Below are 26,812 nucleotides of genomic sequence, written 5' to 3'. Positions count from 1 at the left end.
ATTAATAATTATAGAAGACTCTTCAAAAATGCCATTTTTAATGGTCAAGTTTTACGCCCCTTAACCTCAGAGCATTTGCAATTACCGAAACCGAGCTAAAGCTCATTGCCAAAGCCGCGATCATGGGTGAAAGCAAAATTCCGAAGAACGGGAACAGCACTCCGGCCGCAATTGGTACGCCAAGCGTGTTGTAAATCAAGGCGAAAAACAGGTTCTGCTTAATATTCTTCATCACCTTTTTACTCAGGTTTTTCGCTTTTACCACCCCGTGTAGATCCCCTTTTACAAGGGTAATTTCTGCGCTTTCTATAGCCACATCGGTCCCGGTGCCCATTGCAATACCAATATCGGCTTTTGCAAGTGCGGGTGCATCGTTAATTCCGTCACCGGCCATCGCCACTTTTTTGCCCTGCTGTTGTAGTTTCTCTACTTCCTCAAGTTTGTTTTGTGGCAACATCCCGGCCTTAAAACTGGTTAGATGCAGCTCTTTCGCCACCGCCGCTGCTGTTATCTCATTATCCCCGGTCAACATGATCACCTCCACGCCGGCATCAATAAGTTCGGAGATCGCCTGCCGACTCGTTTTTTTAATGGGATCTGTAATGGTGACGTATCCGGCGATTATTCCGTCTATAGCTACATAAGAAACGGTTTTCCCCTGTTGCTGCTCTTCCCTCACTTGCTGCTGAAGCTTATTATCAACCTCAACATTTATTTCCTGCATCAGCTTTTCGTTACCTATCGCAATCTTTTTTTCTTCGGAAATTCCCGTAACTCCCTTTCCGGTTACTGCATCAAAGTCGGTGGTTTCCGAAAACTTCAGGTTTTTGGCTTTTGCATAACGCACCGTGGCTTCTGCTAACGGATGTTCACTTTGAGCATTAACTGAAGCTATTGTTCTAATTAGTTCTTCTTCCGAAGTATCTCCTGTAGCCACCACTTTTTCTACCGATGGTTTTCCTTCAGTAATAGTACCGGTCTTATCAATAATAAGCACATCGATCTTATCCATCTGCTCCAAAGACTGGGCGTTCTTGATAAGCACGCCGTTTTGGGCGCCTTTCCCCACACCAACCATTACAGACATTGGCGTGGCCAGCCCCAAAGCACAGGGACAGGCAATGATCAAAACAGCAATAGCATTGATCAAAGCGTACACATAACTGGGTTCAGGTCCAAAAGCAGCCCAGACAATAAAAGTAATTACCGAAATCATAACAACTACGGGAACAAAATAAGCGGAGATCCTGTCGGCCAACTTCTGAATTGGCGCCTGCGACCTGCTCGCATCGTTAACCATTTTAATGATCTGGGCAAGCAGGGTCTCATCCCCCACTTTTTCGGCCTTCATAGTAAAACTCCTGTTGCCGTTTATTGTTCCTGAAGTTACCTTGTCCCCTTCAGCTTTCTCTACAGGCACAGGTTCGCCGGTGATCATGGATTCGTCAATGTTAGTCTGTCCCTTCTGAATACTTCCATCCACAGGAATTTTATCTCCCGGCTTTACCCGAAGAATATCGCCTACATTAATTTCATCTGCATGAATTTCTTTTTCCTCTCCATTCACCACCAAAGTGGCTTTATTGGGCGCCAGCTTCAGCAGTTCCTTGATAGCCGAATTTGTACGGCTGTGGGCTCTCGCTTCCAATAATTGCCCCAGCAAGACCAGGGTAAGAATTACTGTAGCGGCCTCGAAATAGACATGTACAGTGCCGTGGTGCGTGAGGAATTGCTCCGGAAAAAGTCCCGGAAACAGCATCCCGAATACACTAAAGCTCCATGCGACTCCCGCACCAATGCCTATTAACGTGAACATATTCAAATTCCAGGTTACTATAGATCTCCATGCTCTCTCAAAGAACATCCAGGTCGCGTAGAAAACCACCGGAATTGACAGAGCCAGCTGCACCCAATTCCAGGTCTCCATGCTCATCCAGTCATAAATAGGATTGTCCGGGATCATTTCGGACATTGCGATAAGAAAGATGGGCAGCGTAAAAGCCACAGCTATTTTGAACTTTTTCAGCAGCTTTTGGTAAGATTTCTGCTCGGCAGAAGCTTCGGGTTCCATGCGTACCAGGTCCATTCCGCAGATGGGGCAGCTACCCGGTTCGTCCTCCTTTACTTCGGGGTGCATGGGGCAGGTGTACTGTGGCTGATCGGCTTTTAAACTCACTTCCTCCACCAGGTCCATTCCGCAGACGGGACAATCTCCCGGCTTGTCGTAAGTCTTGTCGCCCTCACAGTGCATTGGGCAGTAAAAAGTTCCTGTGCCTTTGCCTTTGGGCTTTTCGGGCTTTGGCGGGGCTGTGATATCCTGCCCGGGAAGGTAGATGTTATAGGTGCTGCCATCCTTTCTAAGGACTTCCTGAAAAACTGTAACAGGAATTGCCCTTTTTGAAGAGATAACTGCCTCAGCTTTTTCGAGGTCTACAGAAACATTCTGCACACCCTCAACCTGCCGCAGCGTCTCTTCTACATGAGCTTTACACCCGCTGCAGGTCATTCCTGTCACCTCATATTTCTCCTCTGAACCGGCCGAATGTATATGGTACCTTTCACCATCGCTTTGCAGCGCATCCTCAAAAACGCCAATGGGAATATGACGCTCCATTTCGATCTCCGCTTCTGCTTTATCCAGATCCACCGAAGCATTTTTCACTCCGTCGACCTTCTGTAACGTCTCCTCTACATGAGAGCGACAGCCGTTGCAGGTCATTCCGGAGACTTTATAGGTGTGGGTCATGACTTTTTCCCCTTCAACTTTACCAGAGCTATGATCTGCAGACGAACCTGCTCCTGAATGTGTCTTTGCAGTTTCAGAAACTTCAGAAATACCTGCACCGTCTTCTCCTTCCCTCTCTAAAATGCCATATTTAGCACCGGCTTTTTTTACTTCAGCATCAAGAACATCTGTAGGAATATGTTCTTTCATTTTTATGACTGCTTCCGCTTTTTCGAGATCTACAGCTGCATTTACAACCCCCGGAATATTATTCAGACTTTCCTCCACGTGTTTCCTGCAGCCATTACAGGTCATGCCGGTGACTTTGTAAGTGTGTGTCATCACAGATGCTTCATCTTCAGAATCTGCTTCAGAAATGCCATTTTTGACACCTTTACCAGTTGAAATTTTTTCAGAAGTTCCCGGCGCCAGAACATGATAGTTCCCACCGGCTTGTTGAACCGCTGTTTCAAAAATATCCCACGGAATATGCTGCTGCATTTTGATTACAGCCTCTCCTTTTTCGAGATCTACGGAAGCATTCTCCACCCCCTCAACCTGCTGAAGTGCTTCTTCCACATGTTTCCTGCAGCCATTACAGGTCATGCCGGCAACTTTGTAAGTATGCGTCATCAAAGATGCTACATCTTCAGAATCTGCTTCAGAAATGCCATTTTTGACACCTTTACCAGTCGAAATTTCTTCGGAAGTATTCAACGCGAGAATATGATAATTGCCGCCTTCTTTTTGCAGGGCGGTTTCCAAAAGATCAAGCGGCACATGTTGCTCCATCTCAAGCACAGCCTCTTCCTTCTTAAGGTCGACTGATGCGTGCTTTACTCCTTTTACGTCCTGTAAGGTTTGTTCTACATGACTTCTGCAACCATTACAGGTCATTCCGGTGATTTTATAGGTGTTTTTCATCTCTCTAACTTTACATCCCAAAGTTCGCAGGATTTAAAGCGGAAATGTTATACAATTCTGGATTTTTGTGGTAAGATTCTAAAGTTTATCCAGAGGAATGCGCTTGTTTTCCTTAACCTGCTTAAAATGGGTAGGCGTTAATCCTGTTACTTTTTTGAACTGCTTGCTTAAATGGGAGACACTCGAATAGTTCAATTGATGTGCGATCTCGCTAAGGGAAAGTTCATCGTACACCAGCAGTTCCTTCACTTTTTCAATCTTTTGATTGATCACATATTGCTCAATCGTCACGCCCTGTACTTCAGAAAAAAGTTTGCTGATGGCAGAATAATCCTGATGGAACTTCTCGGAAAGATGTTCCGAAAATGTCATTTTTGGAAGGTGTGCAGGATGTTGTATGATTTCAACAATCGTGGTTTTTATGCTCTCAATGAGCCGGGTCTTTTTATCGTCAATAAGTTCGAAACCGAGTTTTTCCAGGCGCTCATTCAGCAGCTTTTTTTCTTCCGAAGAAAGTTCGCGCTCTACTTCGGCCATGCCGAGTTCAACTGTAAGAGGATGAAGCCCGAACTGTTCCAGTTCAGACTTCACCATCATATTACAGCGGTTACAAACCATATTTTTGATGAACAATTTCACCCTTAGCTACCGCTAATAGTTTCCTCAACCCTTCCACACTTCAGCATCTTGTCACCGTAGTATGGGTTTCTAATTTCTTCTGAAGAAGACAACCAGAAAGCCCCTTTTCCGTCGAAAGCCATAGGACAGTACTGCTTATACACTTCGCCCGACTTAACTGCACCTTTTAACATTCCTTCCATCACCATAGAAAGATCTTCAAAAGCCGTTCTTTGCGCATTGATCTCCGTAGAATTAGCAATGGTTTGTGCCGCTTCAAGAGCCTGGGCATTGTTCTCTACGTTAGCTAATGCCTCAACAAGCATTTTCCCGCCGCTCATAGCTTCTTCAGCATTAGTATTCACCAATGCAGTTTTCACGTGCATGTAGTGTTGATAGGCGGTGCCCACCTGTTCATTATTGAATTCAACGGCAACAGACTGCCCGTCATCAAGGTTCCCGCTCATGTTATCCATATCGTGATCACCGGTCTCTTCCATATGCATCTCGTTTTGCATTGGCATTGCAACCTCTTCCACTTCGTTCTCTTTTTTAGTCTCTCCGCATGAAGCCATTATAAAAGCTCCTGCCAAAGCCATAATTGTCATTTTTGTTCTTTTCATTTTTCTCGATTTTATGATTAGTTATTATTTAATGTGTTCAACAATCTCGCCACAGGTGAGCATGGCATCTCCATAATATGGGTTTTTGATTTCGGCCACGTCGCTTAGCCAATACGCACCTTTATCTGAATTCGCCATAGGGCAATAATCTACGTAAACGGTTTTATCTCCTGTTCCAAAAGCAGCTACGGTTTTGATAATTGCTTCAGAAAGATAAACAAAATTCTCCCTTTGCTTTTTCAAGTCGGTCGTATTCAACCCTTCTTCGGAATGTTGCAACAGGAACTTCTTCTTTTCCTTCCAAAAAGCCTCTGCTTCTCCCGCCATTCCTGTTTCGGTGATTTGCTGAAGCGTATTTACAAACTGCTTTGTAAAATTAAGACTTTCCTCTGCCTGTCCCTCCACAAGGGCATCTTTTAGCTGAAGATAATCTCTAACAAGCAGATCCAGTTGCTGCTGAAATTCTTTGGAAGCCTGCGCCCTGTAGTCATAACCGCTATCCTGCAGGTACTGTCTTACATCAACCTGTACTGCGGCTGAAGTTGCCGTTGCCGGATTCATCATACTCGGTTTTCCTGCAAGTTGTGCCGCAGCATCTACGGTGAAAGTTCCGTTTACCACGATCTCTTCTCCCGCAGCCAGTCCTTCCTGAACCACGTACGATGATCCCAAAAGTTGCCCCAGCACCACCTCCCTCATCACAAAAAGAGGATTATTTGCAGTGCCTTCGTTCACATAGACGATGCTGCGCTTCCCGGTCCACAGCACTGCCGACCTCGGAATAGTTAATCCTGAAGCTGCTTTATCATCACTACCTCCCGTCACTATCCCTGAGACAAACATCTCCGGCTTCAGCCTTTGATCAATATTGGAAACCTCTACCCTCGCAGTAGCCACTCTGGTTTGACGGTCAATAATGGGATCTATGAAGTTGATAGTCCCGGTAAAAGTTTCTCCCGGAATAGAAGCTACAGTAAATTCTACTTTGTCTCCCACATCGACCATCCCTAAGGTCCGCTCATAAAGATCAAAAAGAACCCACATTTTTGATAGGTCGGCGATCTGGTATAGCGGCATTCCTCTTTCCACATAATCTCCTACCTCCACTAATTTTTCGGTCACCACCCCGTTCACATCGGCGGTGATGGTAAAACGGTCTGTGGCTTTTCCGCTTTCGAGAATACGGTTGATCTGGTTTTCCTCAATCCGCCAGTTCCGCAGCTTTTGTTTTGCTGCTTCAAAAAGTTCAGGTTGAGACTCACGAATGGCGTATGCCTGTAAGAGTTCTTCCTGGGCCGTTACCAGTTCAGGGGAATATACCACTGCGAGTGCCTGTCCCCTGTGGACTTCCTCTCCCGTAAAATTGACCAGCAGCCTTTCGATCCTTCCCGGAACGTGGGTACTTTGGGTATAAGAGATCCTTTCGTCAACCACTACTTTTCCGTTAAGCTCTATCTCTCTTTCTGCAGATGTACTGCCTACTTCCTGCGTCTGGATATTGGCGAGCTTCATGGCATATTCCGTCATTTGCACCGCATCGGGGTTTTCCATAACATCGGAGCTTTCCAGCGGAATAAGATCCATTCCGCAGATAGGACATTTCCCCGGCTCGGTTGCCCGAATCTGTGGATGCATGGAACAGGTCCAGATGGTTTCCTGCGCGACTTCTGTGCTGTGGTCATGAATTTCGGAATCATCGCTGCCTCCAAAGAAAAGCCAGCCAAGCAGGATACCTGCCACCAGTGTACCGGCTATGATGAGTATATTTTTATTTCTGCCTGTCATAATCTAAAGTTTTACCCGATAAATAATCGATTCTTTCCAGTGCGGTGAGATAATTGGCCTCTGCCCCTGCCACCGCCAGCTGATATTTTAAAAGTTCCTGCCTAACCCGCAACACCTCCTCAAAATCTGAAGCTGCATTTCGGTAAGAGGAAAGCAATAAGTTAAGGACCTGCTCTGAACTTTCTACCTGCCGCCTGTAAAGCTGCAGCATGGCCTGCGCCTCCCGGACTTCAAAAAGGGCCGCCTCAAGTTCTGCTGAAAGTTGATTTCTTAAACCTTCTTTTCGCTGCTCATAACTCTCCGCCAAAAAGGCCGCCTGCTTTCTGGCCGCTTTGTATTTCCCGCGGAAGATGGGCAGGCTTACAGTGAGCATAGGCATAATCGCATCGCGGCCATTGTCTTCAACTGCCATATCCATTCTTTCGCCAACGATCACATAATCCAGTCCCAGCCCAACATTCGGCATTCCTTCTTTTTTCGCCAGGTCTTCGCGTGCCCGCGCCGATGCTGCCATATTCTCCAGTTCCTCCAGCTGAGGGTTGTTATCAACAAGTGTGTCAAAAATGGCATTTTCAGGAAGTGTTTCTACCTCATTTGGCACCACTACTGTTTCAGATTTTTCACTGTCCAGTAAAGCATTGAACTGCGCGAGCAGCACATCCTTTCTGAGCCGGATCACGTCCAGTCCAGTAATAGATTCATTCCGCATGATATCTGCCTGTAAAACATCAGACAATGCTCCGCTTCCTGCACTTACGCGGGAAAGCGCAAGATCCTTATAGTTCTGAAGTATGTCCAGATTCTCCTGTTGATACTGCAGCTGTTGCTCGAGCTCGTAAAGCTCATAGTATTTACTGCTCACCTGCAACAGGATCTCATTGCGGGTTTCCAGGAAAGCCTGGAATTTAGCTTCGGCCATTAAAGTTGCCACATTCTCCCGTGCCTCAAGCGTTCCAAACCAGGGGAACATCTGCATGATAGAAAAACGGGCTTCCTGTGGCCCCAGTCGTGTCTCCACCATCTGGCCAAAGGCCGAAACGGTGAGGGTGGGATCGGGCAGGCTCTTCACCTGCGGCGCTTCCTGCAGGGCCGCCTCAAATTCGGAATACGCAGCCTTCACCTGCAGATTATTTTCTGCAGCGATCAACAGATAATCCTCCAGCGTCTGACCTTCCATGCTTCCGAAGAAAAGAAAAAACAGACCTGTCAAAAATGATATTTTATAATCCATTTTCATAGTCACTATTTAAGTTCCCTTCCCTTTGGGGAGAGTTAGGGAGGGGCTTTTTATTTTTTGTCACCACCGTTTCGCGCCATATTGCCTGCAATACCGGCACTACAAAGATGGTCATGATCTGGATGACCATTCCTCCTACGATCGGAATAGCCATAGGCACCATAATATCTGCTCCTTTTCCGGTAGAGGTAAGCACAGGGAACAGGGCGATGATTGTCACTGCTGTGGTCATCATTGCCGGCCTTACCCTTTTCTTACCTGCTTCAAGAACGGCTGCCCTAACTTCGGGCACTGTTTGTGGATCACGTTTCTCAAAAACCTGGTGAATATAAGTTCCCATGAGCACCCCATCATCTGTTGCGATCCCGAAAAGGGCAATAAATCCGACCCATACGGCCACACTCAGATTGATCGTGCCCATCTGGAACAGGTCGCGCATATTGAGTCCTGATATACTGAAGTCCATGAACCACGGCTGCCCGTAAAGCCAGATCATGATGAATCCGCCGGAAAAAGCCACAAATACTCCCGAAAAGTGGATCGTGGAAGCGATCACCGTTTTAAACTGAAAATACAACAGCAGAAAGATAATGATCAGGGAAATTGGAATGACAATAGCAAGTCTTTTGACTGCCCGCACCTGATTCTCGTAATTTCCGGAAAATTCAAAGCTTACCCCGGGCGGCACTACCAGTTCTCCTGTAGCAATCCTTTCTGCTATTAGATCCTGCGCATCATTCACCACGTTTACTTCGGCAAAATCTTCTTTTTTGTCAAAAAGCACATAACCTACCAAAAATGTATCCTCACTCTTGATCATTTGCGGCCCTTTTACGTACCGCACCTCTACCAGCTGTCCCAACGGAATCTGAGCTCCCGTAGGTGTTGGCACCAGGATCTGCTCGATCTCCTCCGGTGAATTTCTTAACTCCCGCGGGTACCGCACCCGCACAGGATAACGCTCCCGGCCTTCAACAGTGGTGGTGATCTCCATCCCGCCGATGGCAGTTTCAATGGTTTGCTGTACTTTTTCAATACTGAGGCCGTAACGGGCAATATTTTGCCGGTTAATGTCGAGTTCCAGATATGGTTTACCAACTATACGATCTGCAAAGACCGCTTCCTCTTTCACCGAAGGAACCTGTTTGAGGATCTCTTCCAGTTCAAACCCAAAATTTTGAATGGTCTCCAGGTCGGGTCCATAAACTTTGATCCCCATTGGAGCACGCATTCCCGTTTGCAGCATCACCAGTCTGGTTTCTATGGGCTGCAGTTTGGGAGCCGAAGTAATTCCGGGTAACCTGGTCGCGCTGACGATCTCGTCCCAGATATCATCGGGGCTATTGATGTGGTCTCTCCAGTTTCTGAAATATTCCCCATCTTCATCGGGAATCAGGTCTTTAGCTGTGATATTCTGAAGGACCACTTCTTCATGAGGAAAGGCTTCTCCTGACTTCAGAATAAAATTTTCGTCATCATCTACCCTGAAGCGCTGCATTTCACCTTCCTCGTTCAGCATGTACTCCGATTTATAATTGATGACATTCTCGTACATCGAAATAGGCGCCGGATCTATCGCAGTCTCCGCCCTTCCCAGTTTCCCTACAGAAACCTCAACTTCAGGAATGTTGGTAACGGCCATATCCAGCTTTTGAAGCACTTCCTTACTACCCTCAATTCCCAGGTGGGGCATTGCAGTCGGCATTAGAAGAAAGCTACCTTCATTCAGCGTTGGCATAAATTCTTTACCTACCCCGGGAAATGCTTCGGAAGCACCTTGCCAGGCTGAAGTTTTTCTAATCTCCCAGCCAACTTCTTCTGCGCCGTCACCAATGAATCCGAAGATCTTTGGGAAACCCTGCCAGATCAATAATCCGATAAGAATTGTTATCACCGGAAGCATTAAAAAGGTCTTTTTGTTCTCAAGACACCAGTTAAGGATTGGCTCATAAAATCTTACAACCGCCAGGAGGGCCGCCAGAGTAAGGATGAGGAGCACGATTACGAACAGGTAGTTCTCAATAAGTGAATTTCTAACCCCCAACGGCATCCAGTGCGTAGTGAGGAAAAATATAGTTACTGCAAGAATTATAAAAAGAGATATCTCCCGGGTATATTTTCCGAGGAAACCACGGCTCCTGGGTTCCAGCAATCTCAAAATTCCGATTACCGTTAAAGCTAATGGTAACCACATAGAAAAAAGGAGCGCAAGAATAATTCCGCCGCCAATAAGACTGTAGTTCCAGATACGGTTGACTCTCTCCTTTTGCAATCTAAAAGAGAAGAAATAGTAAGACAGCATTGGCAGCACAATAATCCCCAGAAGAAAGGCTGCTACCAGGGCAAAAGTTTTGGTAAAGGCTAAGGGAATGAAGAGCTTTCCTTCGGCATGTTCCATAAAGAATACTGGAAGGAAACTTACCACTGTTGTGGCCAGGGCAGTTGTGACCGCAGGTCCTACTTCTATAGTTGCGTTCTTTATTACCTCAAGAAGTTTTGAACCCCGGGCGTTCTTGTTTTCAGGAAATTCAAGATGCCGCAGCGTGTTTTCCACAAAGACGATCCCCACATCTACCATCACACCGATTGCAATAGCAATACCCGAAAGCGCCACCACATTCGCATCTATCCCAAAGTAGCGCATGGTGATAAAGGTCATGAGCACCGCAATGGGCAGCAGACTGGAAATAAGAATTGACGCGCGTAAATTGAGTACCAGGATGATCACGACGATGATACTAATAAGGATCTCGTCTGAAAGGGCACTTTCAAGTGTTCCCAAAGTTTCCTGGATCAACTGAGTGCGATCATAGAAAGGAACTACGGTCAACTTGCTAACCGTTCCATCCTGCAACACCTTTGTGGGCATTCCGGGGGCGATCTCCTCTATTTTTTCTTTGACATTGTTGATCACCGCCAGCGGATTAGATCCGTAACGGGCAACTACTACTCCGCCGGCGACCTCAGCACCGGCCTTGTCGAGGATCCCGCGCCTTTCGGCAGGCCCCAGGGTGACAACACCGATGTCGGAAATCAGAATCGGTTTGTTCTCATTCACTGCGACCACAGTGTTCTCAATATCTTCAAGAGATTCAATATAACCCAGCCCACGAACAAGGTATTCCACTTTGTTGACCTCAATAGTCTTGGCACCTATGTCTCGGTTGGAGTTTTGCACTGCCATCATCACTTCGTCGATGCCCACATTAAATGCCTTTAAAGCATCTGGATCAACATCTACCTGGTATTCACGTACAAATCCACCAACAGAAGCAACTTCCGATACTCCTTCCACTCCGCTTAAACCAAGCTTAACGTAATAATCCTGCACCGATCTTATCTCGTGCAGATCCCAGCCTCCGGTGACATTACCTGCTGTATCCCTTCCTTCGAGCGTGTACCAGAAAACCTGGCCCAGGGCTGTTGCATCGGGACCCAAAGTAGGTTGTGCATCTTCGGGTAAAAGTCCCGATTGCAAAGAGTTGATCTTTTCAAGAATCCGGGTCCGTGACCAGTAGAACTCCACATCTTCATTAAAAATGATGTTGATACTGGAAAATCCGAACATGGAGGTACTACGAATAGACTCCACCCCTGGAATTCCGAGTAAAGCAGTGGTAAGCGGATAGGTGATCTGGTCTTCAATATCCTGTGGCGAACGGCCAGGCCATTCGGTAAAGACGATCTGCTGATTCTCACCCAGATCGGGGATTGCATCAACCGGCACCGGATCGCGAGGCAGTAGGTCAAAGTCCCAATCGAAAGGAGAAGTGACCACTCCCCAGCCAATCATAAAGATTAGCAGCAAAGTCGTAACCAGCCGGTTATACAGGAAGTAACTTATTATTTTAGAAAGCATTCTTTAGTATTAAATTGATTAAATGTGAACAAACACAGCAACCCCAACATGCAGGGTTTAAAAAATCAATTTAAATATCAAATAAGGAAAGTCTCGTCGAGCAAATGTATGTCGTAAACGAGTAAAGGTGGCTTATAGTGAAAGAAAGGAATTTTGGCCTGAGCTTCTCCTTCAAAAAGATTTGCATAAGACCAGGTGAAAGTAGCCAGAAAAACCTGTTGATCCAGGTCAAGATCATCGAAAGAGATCTTCAGTTCCTTTTGTCCTTCAACAATTACCTTCTCTTCATCGCAGCAATCATCTTCAGCAGAAGAAGGCATATCTCCATGCATTCCGCAGGACTTTGCTTCAGAAAAAACAGCCTGATCTACCAGAATTTCTCCACAAAAATGCTTGTCCACCGTAAAAGACACGGTAGAGAACAGCACTAAAAATGCCATTGCAAACGAGGCTGTATTGTGGAAAATCTGCTTCATTAAGATGCAAATTTAGTAAAAATAATATTATGAAGTTCTTTCTCCATCTTTGATGTTCCTACTCAATCTATAATAATAGAAAGCGGGCAACAAAATGAGAATGAGAAGTGGGTGGGCCAGAAAACGCCGCACGTAAAAGGCCGCAAGATACTGTCCCGGCTCAACATGGTGCATGAGGTATACAAAAATGGGAAAAAGCACTACCAGAAATGCTACATAAATAAGTGCTGAGAATTTTATGATCCCCCAACTTCTGAAGGCCACCCATAAAATTAACAACGAGACCAGCGTATTAAGTACAAAGCGCAAAAAGAGATTAGAAAACATCTCAAAAGTATAATTTACAGTCTCCCCGCTTTGGTAAGCCCTTTCAAAGAAATACATAAAAGGGTCGTAAAAAAACCGGTACTCGTATACTCTTATCATCGCCAGCACTCCCACCAGCCCAAGAATTATTACGATCTTAAAGATTCCTTTCATGCTTAATTTCTTTAGTATAAATAATGATCCAAAGCACCCACAGCAGGAAAACCACTCCGTAGATCACCAGGGGAAAAGCGACAGAATGCAGAAAACGGGCATGCCATGGATATTCATAGATCCCCACAGCCATTAGAGCAATTCTTAGGATATTTGTTACATAAATAATCACCGCACCCCCAAGAGTAAAGAAAAGGGTGGTTTTCCATTTACCCGAAAACGCAAACATAAAAGATACAAAGAGGATAATAATACTGGCGGCATTACAACCTTCAATAATACGGGCTACAAACTTGCCATTTACAAAAAGGTGCATGTTGGTTTCGGGATAACCCGGCGCCACCTGTGCGTGGTACCCCAGGGCAGAGACCACGGCCTCGCTTTGCAGCGCCACTAGATGTGTAAGAAAATCGGGGTAATAAGCAGGGGAATAAAAATTTTGCAGGTAGAGGTTGTACAGCAGGGCCAACAGCAGGTAAACGCCTAAAAAGGTAAAAATGAACCGGATTACCGGCGCGTATCTTTGAAGGAGTTGTCGCAAAATTTAGCCAATGGTTTCATCAAAAGTATTTATTTATACCTATTTAAAAAGCTGTTTTTTTAAATACTTTTGCTTAAAAAGTAAACAATGGCATTAGAAAGATTAAAACAAGAGGTAACAGAAATCCTTGCGAATGATAAAGTTCAGGTTGAAGAGCGGCTCTCTAAAGTGTGCGAACTTTTAAAAGCCGAAGTAGATTATTACACCTGGGTAGGATTCTATTTCAAGAACGGGGATAAAAATGAATTAAAATTAGGGCCTTTTGCAGGAGAACCTACAGATCATACAATTATTCCCTTCGGAAAAGGTATATGCGGACAGGTTGCCGTTTCCAATCAAAACTTTGTGGTGCCCGATGTATCTGCGCAAGACAATTATATTGCCTGTAGCATACATGTAAAAGCCGAAATAGTTGTGCCTTTGTTCAAGAATGGAGAAAATATTGGCCAAATCGACATAGATTCAAATGTTCCCGATCCGTTTACTGAAGAAGATGAGCGCTTCCTCGAATTTGTGAATGAAAAGGTGGCCGAGATCATTTAATCCTCTCCCCCGGCCCCTCTCCTAAGGAAAGGGGAGTTTGAAATTATTTAAAAAAAACAAGGGGTGCCAAAAATGACATTTTTGGCACCCCTTGTTTTATGGTTTACTTTTTTACTTCCGGGTTAATTCATAAGAGCCGCCTCCCTGGAATAATGTCAATTTATCGGCTTCAGGATTAAATTCCAGTTTGAGTCCGGCGCGGGTGAACTGAAACTTATTTTCGTCGTAAGCCTCAAGCGGAAAAGAAGGTTGTCCGGTAGCCTGCCCCATAAGCGTTTCATCTTCAATGAAGATCTTTACTTCCAGCGGAAAGGTTTCACTCCCATAGGTGCCGGTATATTGCTCAAGCTTTTCTTGTGAAACCTCCATAGCAGGTTCAAAAGAGGGTAAGGTATAATCCAGATCCCAAAAAATACTTAAAGCTCCAATCACGATATCATTTGGAGAAAAATCTGTTCCGTTAGAAATATAGGTCACCGCGAGTTCTTCTTCGGGATAGTAGATACTCATGGAATTGAACCCGTCGATGCCTCCTGTATGGCCATAAAGTGATTTGTCATTGAACGGATAGCTAAAAAGTCCCATCCCAAACCCATTTTTAAGAGCTTTCATTTTTTCAAAAGTGTCAGATTTTAGAACTTTTCCGTCGAAGAGAGCGGTAAAGAACAAATTGAGATCTGTTGGAGTTGAAACTATGCCCCCTGCTCCCAGCGGTATACTTAAATCGGTTTCTGTAGCAGGTTGCCAGTCCTTCTTTTTCTGATAGGAATATGCTTCAGCATTACCGGAATCAATTTTTCTTCCGTAGTAGGTATTTTCGAGATTGAGCGGTTGGGTAATTCGATTTTTCAGGATCTCTGCGTAATTCTTTCCATCCACATCTTCAAGTATAAAAGAAAGCAGCACGTAATTTGTATTGGAATAATCGTTTTTCTCCCCTGGCGCAAAAACCGGCTCCTGGGCTTTAAATATTTTGAGAAGCTCCTCTTTTGACTTTGGCTGTTCCATATAGTCGAGATAAGCATCTTCATTGGTGAAATTAAAAAGTCCGCTTTGATGCCTTAAAAGGTCTTCTATGCTGATGCTTTCGGCATTGGGAATTCCGGGATAAAATTTTGAGAGCTGGGTATCCAGTGAAAGTTTTCCTTCTTCAACCAGTTGCAGGATCATAGCTGCCGTAAAAGTCTTTGAAATTGATCCTATCCGGTATTTAGTAAGTGTGTTGGCTTTAGTTCCTTTAGATATATCGCTATAGCCAATGGTGTTCGCGTAGACAGGTTCCGCCTGTTTGTGAATTGCAAAGCTGCCCATTCCCCTGTCGTTCTTTTCAACAACGGTAAAAAGGCTGTCCATTTTTTGCCTGTCAAAATCCTGAGCTGTCGCAAAGAGGGAACAACCCAAAGCCAGTACTGTGAAAAATTTTTTCATGTAAATATCGTTTAAATGATTGATTGATAAATCAAATATACATAAAAAGGTATTATGCTATACAAAGTACGTGCGGATTTACATCCCCGTTCTAATAGCCTCTACCGGATCGAGTTTTGAGGCTGAAATGGCGGGAATAATTCCCGAGACAAGCCCAATAACTGCCGATACCGCCGTACCTATAAACATATTCCAGGTAGAGAGTATGAATTGGAAACTACCTGTAAACTGGGAAACTACCAGTGAGGCCAGCCACACGAGGAACAGGCCGATAAGCCCACCAATAACAGCAAGTATCACCGCTTCAAATAAAAACTGGAAGAGGATGAATTTGTTCTTGGCTCCCAACGACTTTTGAATCCCGATAAGGTTGGTACGTTCTTTTACACTTACAAACATGATGTTTGCAATACCAAAGCCCCCAACCAGAAGTGAGAAACCGCTAATGATGAGTCCGAAGAAATTGAGTTGCCCGGTCATATTATCAATGAGATCGGTAAAACCCTCCAGCTGATTCACGAAGAAGTTGTTAATATCGTCGCGCCTCAAGCCTCTAAAGTTGCGGAGTTGTTGAGAAATGTATGCTATAAGTTCATTAGTGTCGGCATCGGGTTCGGGCTTAATTACAATTTGCGGAAAGGTACCGCGATTGCTTCCGCCGTAGATCCTTCTTACCACATTCACCGGCACAAAAACATTGGTATCATGACTACCTCCAAACAGGCTTGCCCCCTTTTTTTCCAATACCCCTATCACCGAAAATTTTCTACCATAAAGCCTCACCTGTTCGCCCAGGGCGTTTCGACTTCCGAAGAGGTTTTCATACACATCGTGACCCAGAACAACCACAGGAGTACCACTTACAGATTCGGCCATATTAAAGAAGCGGCCTTCTTCAATTTGCAGGGCTTCAATGTCGTAATATTCAGCAGAGACAGCAGCTATCCCAACATCTGAGGCAGTTTTGTCGCTGTACTTAATATTTTCGGGAGGAACGTTAAGCACGTAAGACATAGCAGAAACTTCAGGCACACTCCGGCTCAAATATTCGTACTCTTCATAACTAACATCGGGAAACTGTTCCCTTTTCCACTGTGGCACCTCATTAGAGCCAAAAGAAAAGCGGGTAAGTATCATGGTGCGGTTATCTAACGCGCTAAGGCTACCCTTAATCTCCTTCTCCAGAGAATCTACTGCCGCAAGTACGGCTATGATAGAAAAAATTCCGATGGTTACCCCCAAAAGGGATAACATGGTTCGCAGCTTGTTGTTTTTAAGAGCGTTAATGGCGAAAAAAAAACTCTCTTTAAGAACCCTTAGATATATTAACATGGTACTTTTCCTGTATTATTATAAACCTGCACTTCATAAGACGCCGGGTTTAAATATTCGTTACAAAATAATTATTTAAATAAGAGCGGCAGCCTCTTTATTTTATACTGAAATAATTACTTTTGCAACCTCAACAAAACCAACACAATGAGCGACCTAAAATCGGCTAAATCTGCACTTATTTCTGTCTTCAGTAAAGAAGGACTTGAACCTGTTGTTAAAAAGCTTAACGAGCTGGGTATCACCATTTACTCTACAGGAGGAACTGAAAAATTTATTACAGACCTGGGAATAAATGTAGTACCGGTAGAGGATATAACATCCTACCCTTCCATTCTTGGAGGACGTGTAAAAACACTGCACCCCAAGGTGTTTGGCGGGATTCTTAACCGCAGTGAAAACGAGCAGGATAAAGCCGAACTGGAGCAGTATGAAATCCCACAGATCGATATTGTAATTGTTGATCTTTACCCGTTTGAAAAAACGGTTGCTTCAAATGCTTCGGAAGAAGAGATCATTGAAAAAATTGATATTGGCGGCATTTCTTTAATCAGGGCAGCTGCAAAGAATTATAAAGATGTAATTTGTGTACCTTCAGTAGACAATTACGCCGAATTTTTAGAAATTATTTCTGAAGGAAAAGGCCAGACAGGCCTGAATGACCGCAAAAGATTTGCCGCAAAGGCATTTAACGTGTCTTCTCATTACGACACTGCGATCTTCAATTACCTGAATAACGAAGAGCAATCTTACAAGGAAAGCTTCAACGGCGGACTCGAGTTGAGATATGGGGAGAATCCCCATCAAAAAGGGCATTTTTACGGTGACTTTTCGGCCATGTTTGATAAGCTTCACGGCAAAGAATTATCATACAACAACCTGCTGGATGTAGATGCTGCTGTAAACCTGATGAATGAATTTCAGAATGAAGCGCCAACATTTGCCATTTTAAAGCACAATAATGCCTGCGGCCTGGCCCAAAGAGAAACTTTACTGCAAGCCTATAAAGATGCTTTGGCAGGAGATCCTGTTTCGGCTTTTGGAGGTATTCTTATTGCGAACAAAGGAATAGACAAGGCTACTGCCGAAGAGATACATGAGCTGTTTTGTGAAGTGGTCATTGCCCCTGGTTATTCCGAAGAAGCCCTAAAAGTTTTAAAAGGAAAGAAAAACAGGGTTCTGCTTGTTCAGAAAGAAACCGAACTTCCGCAAAAGCAGGTACGCACTTGCTTGAACGGTATTCTTGTTCAGGATAAAGACTCCAGAACAGATACTACAGAAGATTTAACTTATGCTACCAACAATAAACCTTCACAGCAGGAGTTAAATGACCTGTTGTTTGCCTCCAAAATTTGCAAGCACACAAAATCAAATACTATTGTTCTGGTAAAAAATAACCAGTTACTGGCCAGCGGTACGGGCCAAACATCACGGGTAGATGCATTGAGACAGAGCATTGAAAAAGCGAATTCTTTTGAATTTGACTTAAAAGGTGCAGTATTGGCCAGTGATGCTTTTTTCCCTTTCCCAGACTGTGTGGAAATTGCAGATAAAGCGGGAATCACTGCCGTTATCCAGCCCGGCGGATCCATTAAGGACCAGCTAAGTATAGATTATTGCAACGATAATAATCTCGCTATGGTAATGACCGGAACAAGACATTTTAAACATTAATTTTATTACATTTACCGAACCTCAACTAATTGACTTAACATGGGATTTTTCGATTTTCTCACTGAAGAAATAGCTATAGATTTAGGAACTGCAAACACCCTTATTATACATAACGATAAGGTGGTGGTTGACAGTCCTTCTATCGTAGCCCGTCACCGCACTACCGGAAAGATCATAGCAGTAGGAAAAGAAGCTGCCATGATGCAGGGGAAAACGCATGAGAATATCAAAACAATTCGCCCTTTGAAAGATGGGGTAATTGCCGATTTTGATGCATCTGAAAAGATGCTTACCATGTTTATAAAAGAAATTCCTGCGCTTAAAAAGAAAATGTTCACTCCTGCTCTAAGGATGGTGATTTGTATCCCTTCCGGTATTACCGAGGTGGAGATGCGAGCAGTTAAAGAGAGTGCAGAAAGAGTGAATGGAAAAGAGGTTTACCTGATACACGAACCTATGGCTGCAGCTATAGGAATTGGAGTTGACATCATGCAGCCAAAAGGAAACATGATTGTTGATATAGGTGGTGGTACTACCGAGATCGCGGTTATTGCCCTTGGGGGAATTGTGTGTGATAAATCGGTTAAGATCGCGGGAGATGTTTTCACAAATGACATTGTATATTATATGCGTACGCAGCACAACCTTTATGTGGGTGAGCGTACTGCTGAAAAAATAAAAATTCAGATTGGTGCCGCTACCGAAGATCTTGAGGTACCACCAGATGAAATGAATGTGCAGGGAAGGGATCTTTTAACAGGAAAACCAAAACAGGTGAATATCTCCTATAGAGAAATCGCCAAAGCCCTGGACAAGTCGATATTGAGAATTGAAGATGCCGTGATGGAGACGCTTTCACAAACTCCGCCGGAACTCGCAGCCGACATCTACAACACCGGGATCTATCTTGCCGGTGGGGGATCAATGCTGCGCGGACTGGACAAAAGGTTATCACAAAAGACTGATCTTCCGGTTTATATCGCCGAAGATCCTTTACGGGCAGTTGTTCGAGGAACGGGTATTTGCCTGAAGACCCTTCATCGTTACAAGGGAATCCTGATAAAGTAGGAGTAATTTATGCAGCAAATAATTAATTTTCTTATTCGCAATAAGAACAATATCCTATTCTTATTGCTGCTCACCTTTTCCCTGTTTTTAACCATTCAGTCCCACTCTTACCAGAAGAGTAAATTTATTAGTTCTGCTAATTTTTTAAGTGGCGGTATCTATAGCTGGACCAGCGACATCAACAGCTATTTTTACCTTGAAGAATACAATTTGCGTTTACTCGAGGAAAATGAGCGATTGCGCACGCGGCTGGCAACCTATGAAGATTCCTTAGAAATCAAAACCTATCGGGATACAAGTAGCTTTGACGCCGATTATATTTTTAGAGCTTCAGAAGTTATTAATAACAACTACGCTAAGGTAGATAACTATCTTACCATTAAAAGCGGAAGCCGGGATGGTATTGAGAGAGACATGGGGGTGGTAACCAGTAAAGGGATTGTGGGAATAGTGGAGAATGTTTCCCCAAACTATTCCACAGTGATCTCCATACTCAATTCAAACTCCCGAATCAATGCCCAGCTCAAACGCTCCAACCATTTTGGAACTTTAGTATGGAATGGGGATAATCCCAATATTGTACAGCTTATAGATGTGCCATCTGTAGCCCCAATAGCCGAAGGAGATACTATAATTACCGGAGGACGCTCCCTCATTTTCCCAAAAGGTTTACCTATTGGTGCAGTAAAAAACTTTTCCCTGGATCAAAGCGAGAGCTACTATAATATAGATATTGAATTGTTTAATGACATGACCAACATTGGGTATGTTTATATTATTGAAAACACCAGCCAGACTGAAATAAGAGAATTACAAAATCTTTCTAAAGATGAATAGTGTGATATTCAATAACGCCCTTCGTTTTATAGTATTACTAATGCTACAGGTGTTGTTGTTGAACAATATCAATTTTCTGGGTTATATCAACCCATACCTTTATGTGGTATTCATCCTGCTGTACCCTTTTAATGCAAATCAAACCCTCTTCATCTTTCTGAGTTTTTTACTGGGTTGGGGAATTGATATTTTTGAAGATAGCGGTGGTATAAATGCTGCGGCATGTGTAGTAGCTGCATACATTCGTCCGGCAGTTCTTCGTTTCTCTTTTGGGGTGAGTTATGATTATCAAACTATCAAGTTCTCAAGTACGCAGCCCGGTTCAAGAATAAGTTATGTCTTAATTATTGTACTTGTACATCACCTGGTATTGTTTTTATTAGAATTTTTCAATTTTGCACACTTATTGTTACTTCTTAAAAAAACATTTTTTTCGGCAGCGTTTACAATAATTTTGGTGTTTATAACGCTTGCCTTATTTAACAAAAGGTCAAGATGAGAAAAATTTTACTCTACATAATAGTCATTACCTCCGGCCTTATCTTTCTGGCCCGGCTTTTCTACCTACAGGTAATGGATGACTCTTTTGTAGGGCTTTCAGAGAATAATGCTATAAAAGTAGTCTACGATTACCCGCAACGCGGTTTTATCTTTGATCGAAATGGAGAGCTGCTGGTCTCCAACCAACCGTCTTATGACGTTATGGTGATACCGCGAAACCTCAAACCTTTCGACACAACCGAATTGTGCAATATTCTAAGTATTACTACAGAACAGCTGGTAGAGAGACTTGACAAAGCCAAGATCTACTCCCCCCGCCTGCCGTCGGTAGTAATTCCACAGCTTACCAAAAGTGAATACGCCTATCTTGCTGAAAAGATGCGTAAATACGAAGGCTTCTACATTCAGAAACGTTCCTTGCGTGATTATTATACCGAACATGGCGCAAATGTGTTGGGCTATATTACCGAAGTTAACCAGCGTATTGTAAATGAGAATCCTTATTACCTCTCGGGAGACCTTATTGGCCGCCAGGGAGTGGAAGGCTATTACGAAGAACTTCTGCGCGGTGTAAAGGGAGTTAAGTACATTCAGAAGGACAGGTTTAACCGTGATATAGGGCCCTATAAAGAAGGGATCTACGACACCCTTCCAAAAAAGGGAAAAGATATTACCATTACCATCGATGCCGAACTGCAAAAATACGGAGAGCTTCTCATGAAAAATAAGAGAGGCGGTATCGTTGCTATAGAACCTGCAACCGGCGAGATCCTGGCGTTGGTAACAGCTCCAAATTATGATCCTGCCGACCTGGTGGGGCGAAAGAGGTCAGAAAACTTCACCAAACTCTGGCTTGATTCAATTTCAAAACCTTTATTTGACCGAGGACTATTGGCCGAGTATCCTCCCGGATCACCTTTTAAGACCATTAATGCTTTAATTGCATTACAGGAAGGCGTTGTAACTACCCAGGAAAGTTTCTCATGCCATGGAGGATATTTCTATGGTAGAGGCCGAAAAATGGGTTGTCATGCCCATTCCAGCCCCTTGAACATGATTCCCGGAATAGCACAGTCCTGTAATGCCTATTTCGCAAATGTTTACCGAAGGATCGTTGAAAAATATCCCACTCCGCAAGAGGGCGTAGATGCATGGGCAAATCACCTGAAAAGTTTTGGTTTGGGTGATTATCTTGGGTCTGACCTTTCTACCGGAAGACCAGGTAAGATCCCCACTTCAAAATACTACAACAAGATCTATGATTACCCCACCTACAAATGGTTTTCTACAGCTACACTTTCTAACGCTATAGGGCAGGGTGAGGTACTTATGACCCCAATTCAGCTGGCAAATATGACAGCTGCTATCGCAAATCGCGGATGGTTCTACACTCCTCATGTTTTAAAGGAAATTGAAGGAAACGCCATAAAGGAAAAAGAGTTTACCGAAAAGAAGATTACCACCGTAGACCCCCGCCACTTTGAACCTGTGGTAGAAGGAATGCACCAGGTATATAAATCGGGAACCGCATCTGCACTTCAAATCCCCGGGATAGAGATCGCAGGGAAAACCGGAACTGCCGAGAATTTCACCAGGATCGACGGAAAAAGAGTCCAACTTACAGACCATTCCATTTTCGTAGCCTTTGCTCCTGTAGATAATCCTAAGATAGCTTTGGCAATCTTTGTTGAAAACGGATATTGGGGAGGTCGCTACGCAGGACGTATTGCTGGCTTAATGATTGAAAAATACATAAAGGGAGAGATTACCCGAAAGGATATGGAAGAATGGATCCTTACCCACAGCCTGGAAGAGGAATATGCAAAACCATTAAGCGGGGAACCTTTTAGAATTAACCAGTAACTATGCCCAAAACTATTTCCCAGTTTGACTGGCTTTCTATACTTGTTTATTTTTTACTGGTAATCATTGGCTGGGTAAATATATACTCGGCATCTCTCGATGACACCGCAAGATCATTTTTTGACCTTGATCAAATCTACGGTAAGCAAATGTTGTTTATCATTTTAAGTGTCTTTCTTATAATTATTCTTCTTTCTCTGGAAGCCAAGTTTTACGAACGCTTTTCCAGTATATTCTATATTATCTCCCTGATTTCTATTACAGGTTTATTTTTCTTCGGAAAAACTATCAATGGCGCCACTTCCTGGTATGCCATAGGGAGTTTTACATTTCAGCCTGCTGAATTTGCAAAGGTGGGTACAGCCCTGGCGCTTTCCAAGTTCATAAGCGACATTCAAACTAACATCCATAGTCTTTCCCATCAATTCCAGGCCTTTATCATTATAGCCTTACCGGCTGTGATCATTTTAATGCAGCCCGATGCCGGAAGCGCCATGGTATATGCCGCTTTCTTCTTTCCGCTGTACAGAGAAGGGCTCTCAGGAGGATATCTAATAGTTGTGGTCATTGGCGTGCTGGTTTTCGTTTTCACCCTGTTATTTGGCCCCATATGGGTTTCTGTTGGAGCAACGATCCTGGTGGCCCTACTGTTCTTCTTAAAGAAAAAGAGGATAGCAGGTCTAATGGCCTCTCTCAGCTTGCTTATTGTAGCTGTTGCGCTATCTTTTTCTGTAGATTATATTTTTGAGAACATATTTGAACAACGTCATCGCGACCGTTTCAACATCGTTCTTGGAAAAGAAGTAGATAACCGCGGAATAGGCTACAACACCAACCAGAGTGAGATAGCTATTGGCAGTGGTAGCTGGTTTGGAAAAGGATGGACTGAAGGCACCCAGACAAAAGGAAATTTTGTTCCCGAACAACATACCGATTACATCTTTAGTACAGTTGGTGAGGAATGGGGCTTTGTAGGAAGTGCTGTGGTTATTTTCCTCTTCATCTTTTTGATCCTCCGGGTAATTCACCTGGCCGAAAGACAAAAATCCCAGTTTAATAGGGTGTACGGCTACAGTGTGGCCGGGATCCTCTTTCTACACTTCTTTGTCAATATCGGGATGGTAATTGGCATCTTCCCTACCGTGGGGATTCCCTTGCCGTTCTTTAGTTACGGCGGCTCCGGATTGTGGGGCTTTACCATACTCCTGTTTATATTCCTGAAACTGGATTCTGACCGCATGTCTTTCTGGTAGATCGGTTGGTAGTTGGTAGTCTGTAGTCGGTAGTCAGGAGTTGAGAGTTGAGAGTCAGGATCATGGTTGCAGCCGGGAATAAATATCTGATCTATACCTCTCAAAAAAGGTGTTTAATGACTGAATTTTTCCGAAGAAATTAGACATAAGAAACTTGTGCTTTCGATGGATTCATTTGATAGTCAGGAGTCGGTAGTCGATAGTTTAGAGTCACGATCATGGTTACAGCCGGGAATAAATATCTGATCTATACCTCTCAAAAAAGGTATTTTTACAACTGCATTTTTCGGAAGATATTAGTCATAACAAACTTGTGCTTTCGATGAATTTATTTGATAGTCAGGAGTCGATAGTTTAGAGTTTCAAGGCCCCATCATGAAAAAATAGCAGCCGGGAATAAATATCTAATCTATACCTCTCAAAAAAGGTATTTTTACAACTGCATTTTTCGGAAGATATTAGTCATAACAAACTTGTGCTTTCGATGAATTCATTTGATAGTCAGGAGTCGATAGTTTAGAGTTTCAAGGCCCCATCATGAAAAAATAGCAGCCGGGAATAAATATCTAATCTATACCTCTCAAAAAAGGTATTTAACGACTGCATTATTCCGAAAAAATTAGACACAAAAAACCTGTGCTGTGGTTAAATCGGGATAAGGCTTCTTCTTCACAATCTAAACCCGAAAACTGTCATTAATCAAAGCACATACCTCCTCAAAACTCCTCATTAGCTTCCTCTTTTTAGTCATCACTATGAACGCTGAAAATAAGCCATAAAAAAAGGGCTTAAAAAAGCCCTTTTTGAATACTATGTTTCTCGTCTTCTATTTCTTGACATCGGCTAAACCAGACTTCTTGATGTTATTCATCTTCATGTCTTCCAGTACATGCACCGCCTCTTCCATGTAGATATCACTCTTAAGATTCTCGTGCCATCTTTCTCTTTTCTCAGAAAGTACAGTATCGACTTCAAACAATTTAATCTCGTAAGGAAGCGATTCAAAACTGAGGTCTGACTGGTATTCTGAGAGCCTGTCAAATTTCTTTGCCTGCTCTTCATTCAGTTCCATTTCCCTGCTGAATTTAGCATAATTAAGTGGAAAGGTGGTACTGTTACGCTGATCTCTAATCCATTCTGCATTTTCTCTGATCAAGTCTATATGCTCGTTCTGGGCCATTCTCTTCTGGCTGTTAGCGAGAGTCTCCTCAAAGTCGATATATCCGTTCCATTCTTTAAAAGAAGCTGCTTCAATTTGATCCCAAGGCAGCGGATTCTTTTGATCCTTCTCACCTATATCAATAAAGGAATAACGATCGGGCACCACAACGTCACTTTTCACACCTTCAAGCTGGGTAGAACCTCCATTCACTCTATAGAATTTTTGAGTGGTGATCTTTAAGGCTCCAAGGTCACCAAGGTCGTTGTTCTTGATCCATCGGTTAAGGTCAAGTACGTTTTGCACGGTTCCCTTTCCGTAGGTTTGTTTACTTCCAATAATAACTGCTCTTTTATAATCCTGCATTGCAGCTGCAAGAATCTCAGAAGCCGAAGCAGAAAGTTCATTCACAAGGATCACCAAAGGACCATCCCATAAAATTGAGGAATCTGTATCTTCAAGAACCTGTTGCCCTTCAAGTTTAGACTTCACCTGTACTATAGGCCCTTCCTTGATAAACAATCCGGCGATATCAACAACCGTCTTTAAAGAACCTCCTCCGTTGTTTCGCAGGTCAAGTACTAACCCATCCATTCCTTCTTTCTTAAGTCTTACAATTTCCTCTTTCACATCGGAAGCTGCATTTCTTTCAGAATAATCTTCCATATCAAAATAGAACTTGGGCAGGTTGATCACTCCGTAAACACGGCCATTCTTCTCTACTTTAGCCGCTTTTGCATAAGTCTCCTCTATCTCTACAACATCTCTTATAATGTCTACGTCCTCAATAGTCCCGTCAACTTTTTTAAGAGTAAGGGTAACTTTAGATCCTTTAGGACCTTTTATAAGGTTAACAGCATCATCAAGTCGCATTCCAACCACACTCACTGGTTCTTTCTCGTCTTCCTGTTTTACTTTTATGATCTCATCACCAACTTCTACTTCTTCTCCTCTCCAGGCTGGTCCTCCCGAGATTACTTCAACAATCTTTACATTGTCGTTTTTCTTTTGCAGGCGTGCACCAATACCTTCAAGTTTACCACTCATGGCCATATCAAAACGATCTTTGTCTTGTGGTGCAAAGTAAAATGTATGGGGGTCAAATTCTTCAACAATTGCATTTACATATACTGAAAACCAATCTTTTCTTTCAAGGTCATCACTGAAGTCGAAGTACTCATCCAGAGAATTCAGGGTTAATTCCCGTGCTTCTTTTTCCAGCTCTGCATCAGATTTTGCAACAAAATCGGCATCGCCCTCCAGCTTTCTCTCCTGTTCTTTCTTTATATCATAGTAATTGGAAATAGCCGAAAATTTAAGCTGCTTTCTCCATCTTTCCTTCATCTCCTGCTTAGAACTTACATAGTCGCGTTTGCTGTAATCTGTATCTAAAACTTCTTCTTTGCCAAAGTTAAAAGGCTTCTCAAGAACTTCCTTATAGATTCCTTCAGCTTCAGCCATACGCTCTAAAAGCCGGGTGTGGGTAAGATCAAAGAATGTGATCTCGCTGTTCTTTATCTGATCATCAAGAAGGGTTTCATATTGCTGAAATTCTTCTATATCACTTGCGTAAAAGTACCTTTTTAGAGGATCAAGCGCCTCGAGGTAATCTTTATAAACTTCAGAAGAAAAGGAATCGTCTACCTCCTTGGCATCATAATGTCCGTTTTTCAGAACATAAGAAATAAGCTCAATTAGGGTTTTATCTTTATTTGGATCATTGAATGTCTTGGTGGTAAAGCTGCAAGAAGCCGCGGCAAACAGCAAGACCAGCACCAGTAGCTTATAGTTCCTTTTCATTATAGATTTTATTTTCATCATTAGTATACCTGTACTACAGTAAAAACTATGCCAACTTCCACAGTTTTGTTCTTTTTTGTTAATTT

At 43.4% G+C, this 26,812-nt stretch carries 19 protein-coding genes and 1 pseudogene; 7 read left to right on the top strand and 13 right to left on the bottom strand.

What is annotated here, in order from left to right; genetic code table 11:
* Window positions 1–37: 37 nt before the first annotated feature.
* The 10 genes and pseudogenes from ACQ93I_RS01780 to xrtF all read right to left on the bottom strand — a co-directional run bounded on the left by ACQ93I_RS01780 (window position 38) and on the right by xrtF (window position 13,268).
* On the bottom strand, window positions 38–2,746 hold the full coding sequence (locus tag ACQ93I_RS01780; RefSeq protein WP_431696895.1) for a heavy metal translocating P-type ATPase: 2,709 nt from the start codon (window positions 2,744–2,746) through the stop codon (window positions 38–40).
* 195 nt (window positions 2,747–2,941) lie between these two features.
* Window positions 2,942–3,649: pseudogene (locus tag ACQ93I_RS01775) on the bottom strand (heavy-metal-associated domain-containing protein); the annotation flags it as partial.
* A gap of 78 nt (window positions 3,650–3,727) precedes the next feature.
* Window positions 3,728–4,246, bottom strand: a complete 519-nt coding sequence (locus ACQ93I_RS01770) for a helix-turn-helix domain-containing protein (RefSeq protein ID WP_431696880.1) — start codon at window positions 4,244–4,246, stop codon at window positions 3,728–3,730.
* 44 nt (window positions 4,247–4,290) lie between these two features.
* Window positions 4,291–4,890: a DUF3347 domain-containing protein gene (locus ACQ93I_RS01765; RefSeq protein ID WP_431696879.1), complete on the bottom strand. Its 600-nt coding sequence runs from the start codon at window positions 4,888–4,890 to the stop codon at window positions 4,291–4,293.
* 24 nt (window positions 4,891–4,914) lie between these two features.
* A complete protein-coding gene (locus ACQ93I_RS01760) occupies window positions 4,915–6,675 on the bottom strand; it encodes an efflux RND transporter periplasmic adaptor subunit (protein ID WP_431696878.1) in 1,761 nt (586 codons plus the stop codon).
* On the bottom strand, window positions 6,659–7,912 hold the full coding sequence (locus ACQ93I_RS01755; RefSeq protein ID WP_431696877.1) for a TolC family protein: 1,254 nt from the start codon (window positions 7,910–7,912) through the stop codon (window positions 6,659–6,661). The genes ACQ93I_RS01760 and ACQ93I_RS01755 overlap by 17 nt, the downstream gene beginning before the upstream one ends.
* On the bottom strand, window positions 7,896–11,771 hold the full coding sequence (locus tag ACQ93I_RS01750; protein WP_431696876.1) for an efflux RND transporter permease subunit: 3,876 nt from the start codon (window positions 11,769–11,771) through the stop codon (window positions 7,896–7,898). Before ACQ93I_RS01750 ends, ACQ93I_RS01755 begins: the two co-directional genes overlap by 17 nt.
* Before the next feature lie 77 nt (window positions 11,772–11,848).
* On the bottom strand, window positions 11,849–12,247 hold the full coding sequence (locus ACQ93I_RS01745) for an HYC_CC_PP family protein (protein WP_431696875.1): 399 nt from the start codon (window positions 12,245–12,247) through the stop codon (window positions 11,849–11,851).
* 27 nt (window positions 12,248–12,274) lie between these two features.
* Window positions 12,275–12,727: an exosortase F system-associated membrane protein gene (locus tag ACQ93I_RS01740; RefSeq protein ID WP_431696874.1), complete on the bottom strand. Its 453-nt coding sequence runs from the start codon at window positions 12,725–12,727 to the stop codon at window positions 12,275–12,277.
* The gene (gene xrtF / locus ACQ93I_RS01735; protein ID WP_431696873.1) at window positions 12,711–13,268 is read right to left on the bottom strand and encodes an exosortase family protein XrtF; all 558 of its coding nucleotides are present in this window, start codon (window positions 13,266–13,268) and stop codon (window positions 12,711–12,713) included. The genes ACQ93I_RS01740 and xrtF overlap by 17 nt, the downstream gene beginning before the upstream one ends.
* 87 nt (window positions 13,269–13,355) lie before the next feature.
* Here xrtF and ACQ93I_RS01730 point away from each other — a divergent pair, with 87 nt between their 5' ends.
* Window positions 13,356–13,811 carry a GAF domain-containing protein gene (locus ACQ93I_RS01730; RefSeq protein ID WP_266069336.1) on the top strand — a complete coding sequence of 152 codons (456 nt, stop codon included), beginning with the start codon at window positions 13,356–13,358 and terminating at the stop codon, window positions 13,809–13,811.
* 111 nt (window positions 13,812–13,922) lie between these two features.
* On the opposite strand, the gene ACQ93I_RS01725 is transcribed toward ACQ93I_RS01730, so the two are convergent.
* Window positions 13,923–15,239: a serine hydrolase domain-containing protein gene (locus ACQ93I_RS01725; RefSeq protein WP_431696872.1), complete on the bottom strand. Its 1,317-nt coding sequence runs from the start codon at window positions 15,237–15,239 to the stop codon at window positions 13,923–13,925.
* A gap of 78 nt (window positions 15,240–15,317) precedes the next feature.
* Complete coding sequence (locus tag ACQ93I_RS01720; RefSeq protein ID WP_431696871.1) at window positions 15,318–16,571, bottom strand: ABC transporter permease; 1,254 nt, start codon at window positions 16,569–16,571, stop codon at window positions 15,318–15,320.
* Window positions 16,572–16,718: 147 nt separating this feature from the next.
* On the opposite strand from ACQ93I_RS01720, the gene purH reads away from it, so the two are divergent.
* Genes purH through rodA form a run of 6 tightly spaced genes read left to right on the top strand, consistent with a single transcriptional unit; the run spans window position 16,719 to window position 23,767 of the window.
* Window positions 16,719–18,245 (top strand): bifunctional phosphoribosylaminoimidazolecarboxamide formyltransferase/IMP cyclohydrolase, encoded by a 1,527-nt coding sequence (gene purH, locus ACQ93I_RS01715; protein WP_431696870.1) that lies wholly within the window; start codon window positions 16,719–16,721, stop codon window positions 18,243–18,245.
* 39 nt (window positions 18,246–18,284) lie between these two features.
* The gene (locus ACQ93I_RS01710; RefSeq protein WP_097055686.1) at window positions 18,285–19,313 is read left to right on the top strand and encodes a rod shape-determining protein; all 1,029 of its coding nucleotides are present in this window, start codon (window positions 18,285–18,287) and stop codon (window positions 19,311–19,313) included.
* Between the two features lie 9 nt (window positions 19,314–19,322).
* Window positions 19,323–20,150 (top strand): rod shape-determining protein MreC, encoded by an 828-nt coding sequence (gene mreC, locus ACQ93I_RS01705; RefSeq protein ID WP_266069340.1) that lies wholly within the window; start codon window positions 19,323–19,325, stop codon window positions 20,148–20,150.
* On the top strand, window positions 20,143–20,649 hold the full coding sequence (locus tag ACQ93I_RS01700; protein ID WP_266069341.1) for a rod shape-determining protein MreD: 507 nt from the start codon (window positions 20,143–20,145) through the stop codon (window positions 20,647–20,649). The genes mreC and ACQ93I_RS01700 overlap by 8 nt, the downstream gene beginning before the upstream one ends.
* Window positions 20,646–22,514 carry a penicillin-binding protein 2 gene (gene mrdA / locus ACQ93I_RS01695; protein ID WP_431696869.1) on the top strand — a complete coding sequence of 623 codons (1,869 nt, stop codon included), beginning with the start codon at window positions 20,646–20,648 and terminating at the stop codon, window positions 22,512–22,514. Before ACQ93I_RS01700 ends, mrdA begins: the two co-directional genes overlap by 4 nt.
* A 2-nt stretch (window positions 22,515–22,516) precedes the next feature.
* Window positions 22,517–23,767 carry a rod shape-determining protein RodA gene (gene rodA / locus ACQ93I_RS01690; protein ID WP_431696868.1) on the top strand — a complete coding sequence of 417 codons (1,251 nt, stop codon included), beginning with the start codon at window positions 22,517–22,519 and terminating at the stop codon, window positions 23,765–23,767.
* A gap of 826 nt (window positions 23,768–24,593) precedes the next feature.
* Here the strand turns inward: rodA and ACQ93I_RS01685 are convergent.
* Window positions 24,594–26,726 carry a carboxy terminal-processing peptidase gene (locus tag ACQ93I_RS01685; RefSeq protein ID WP_431696867.1) on the bottom strand — a complete coding sequence of 711 codons (2,133 nt, stop codon included), beginning with the start codon at window positions 26,724–26,726 and terminating at the stop codon, window positions 24,594–24,596.
* Window positions 26,727–26,812: the final 86 nt, after the last annotated feature.

The sequence above is a fragment of the Salinimicrobium sp. WS361 genome, from assembly GCF_050750585.1.
GTDB lineage: Bacteria > Bacteroidota > Bacteroidia > Flavobacteriales > Flavobacteriaceae > Salinimicrobium.
Note: the sequence above shows the minus strand (reverse complement) of the source record. Positions and strands in the feature narration are given on the sequence as shown.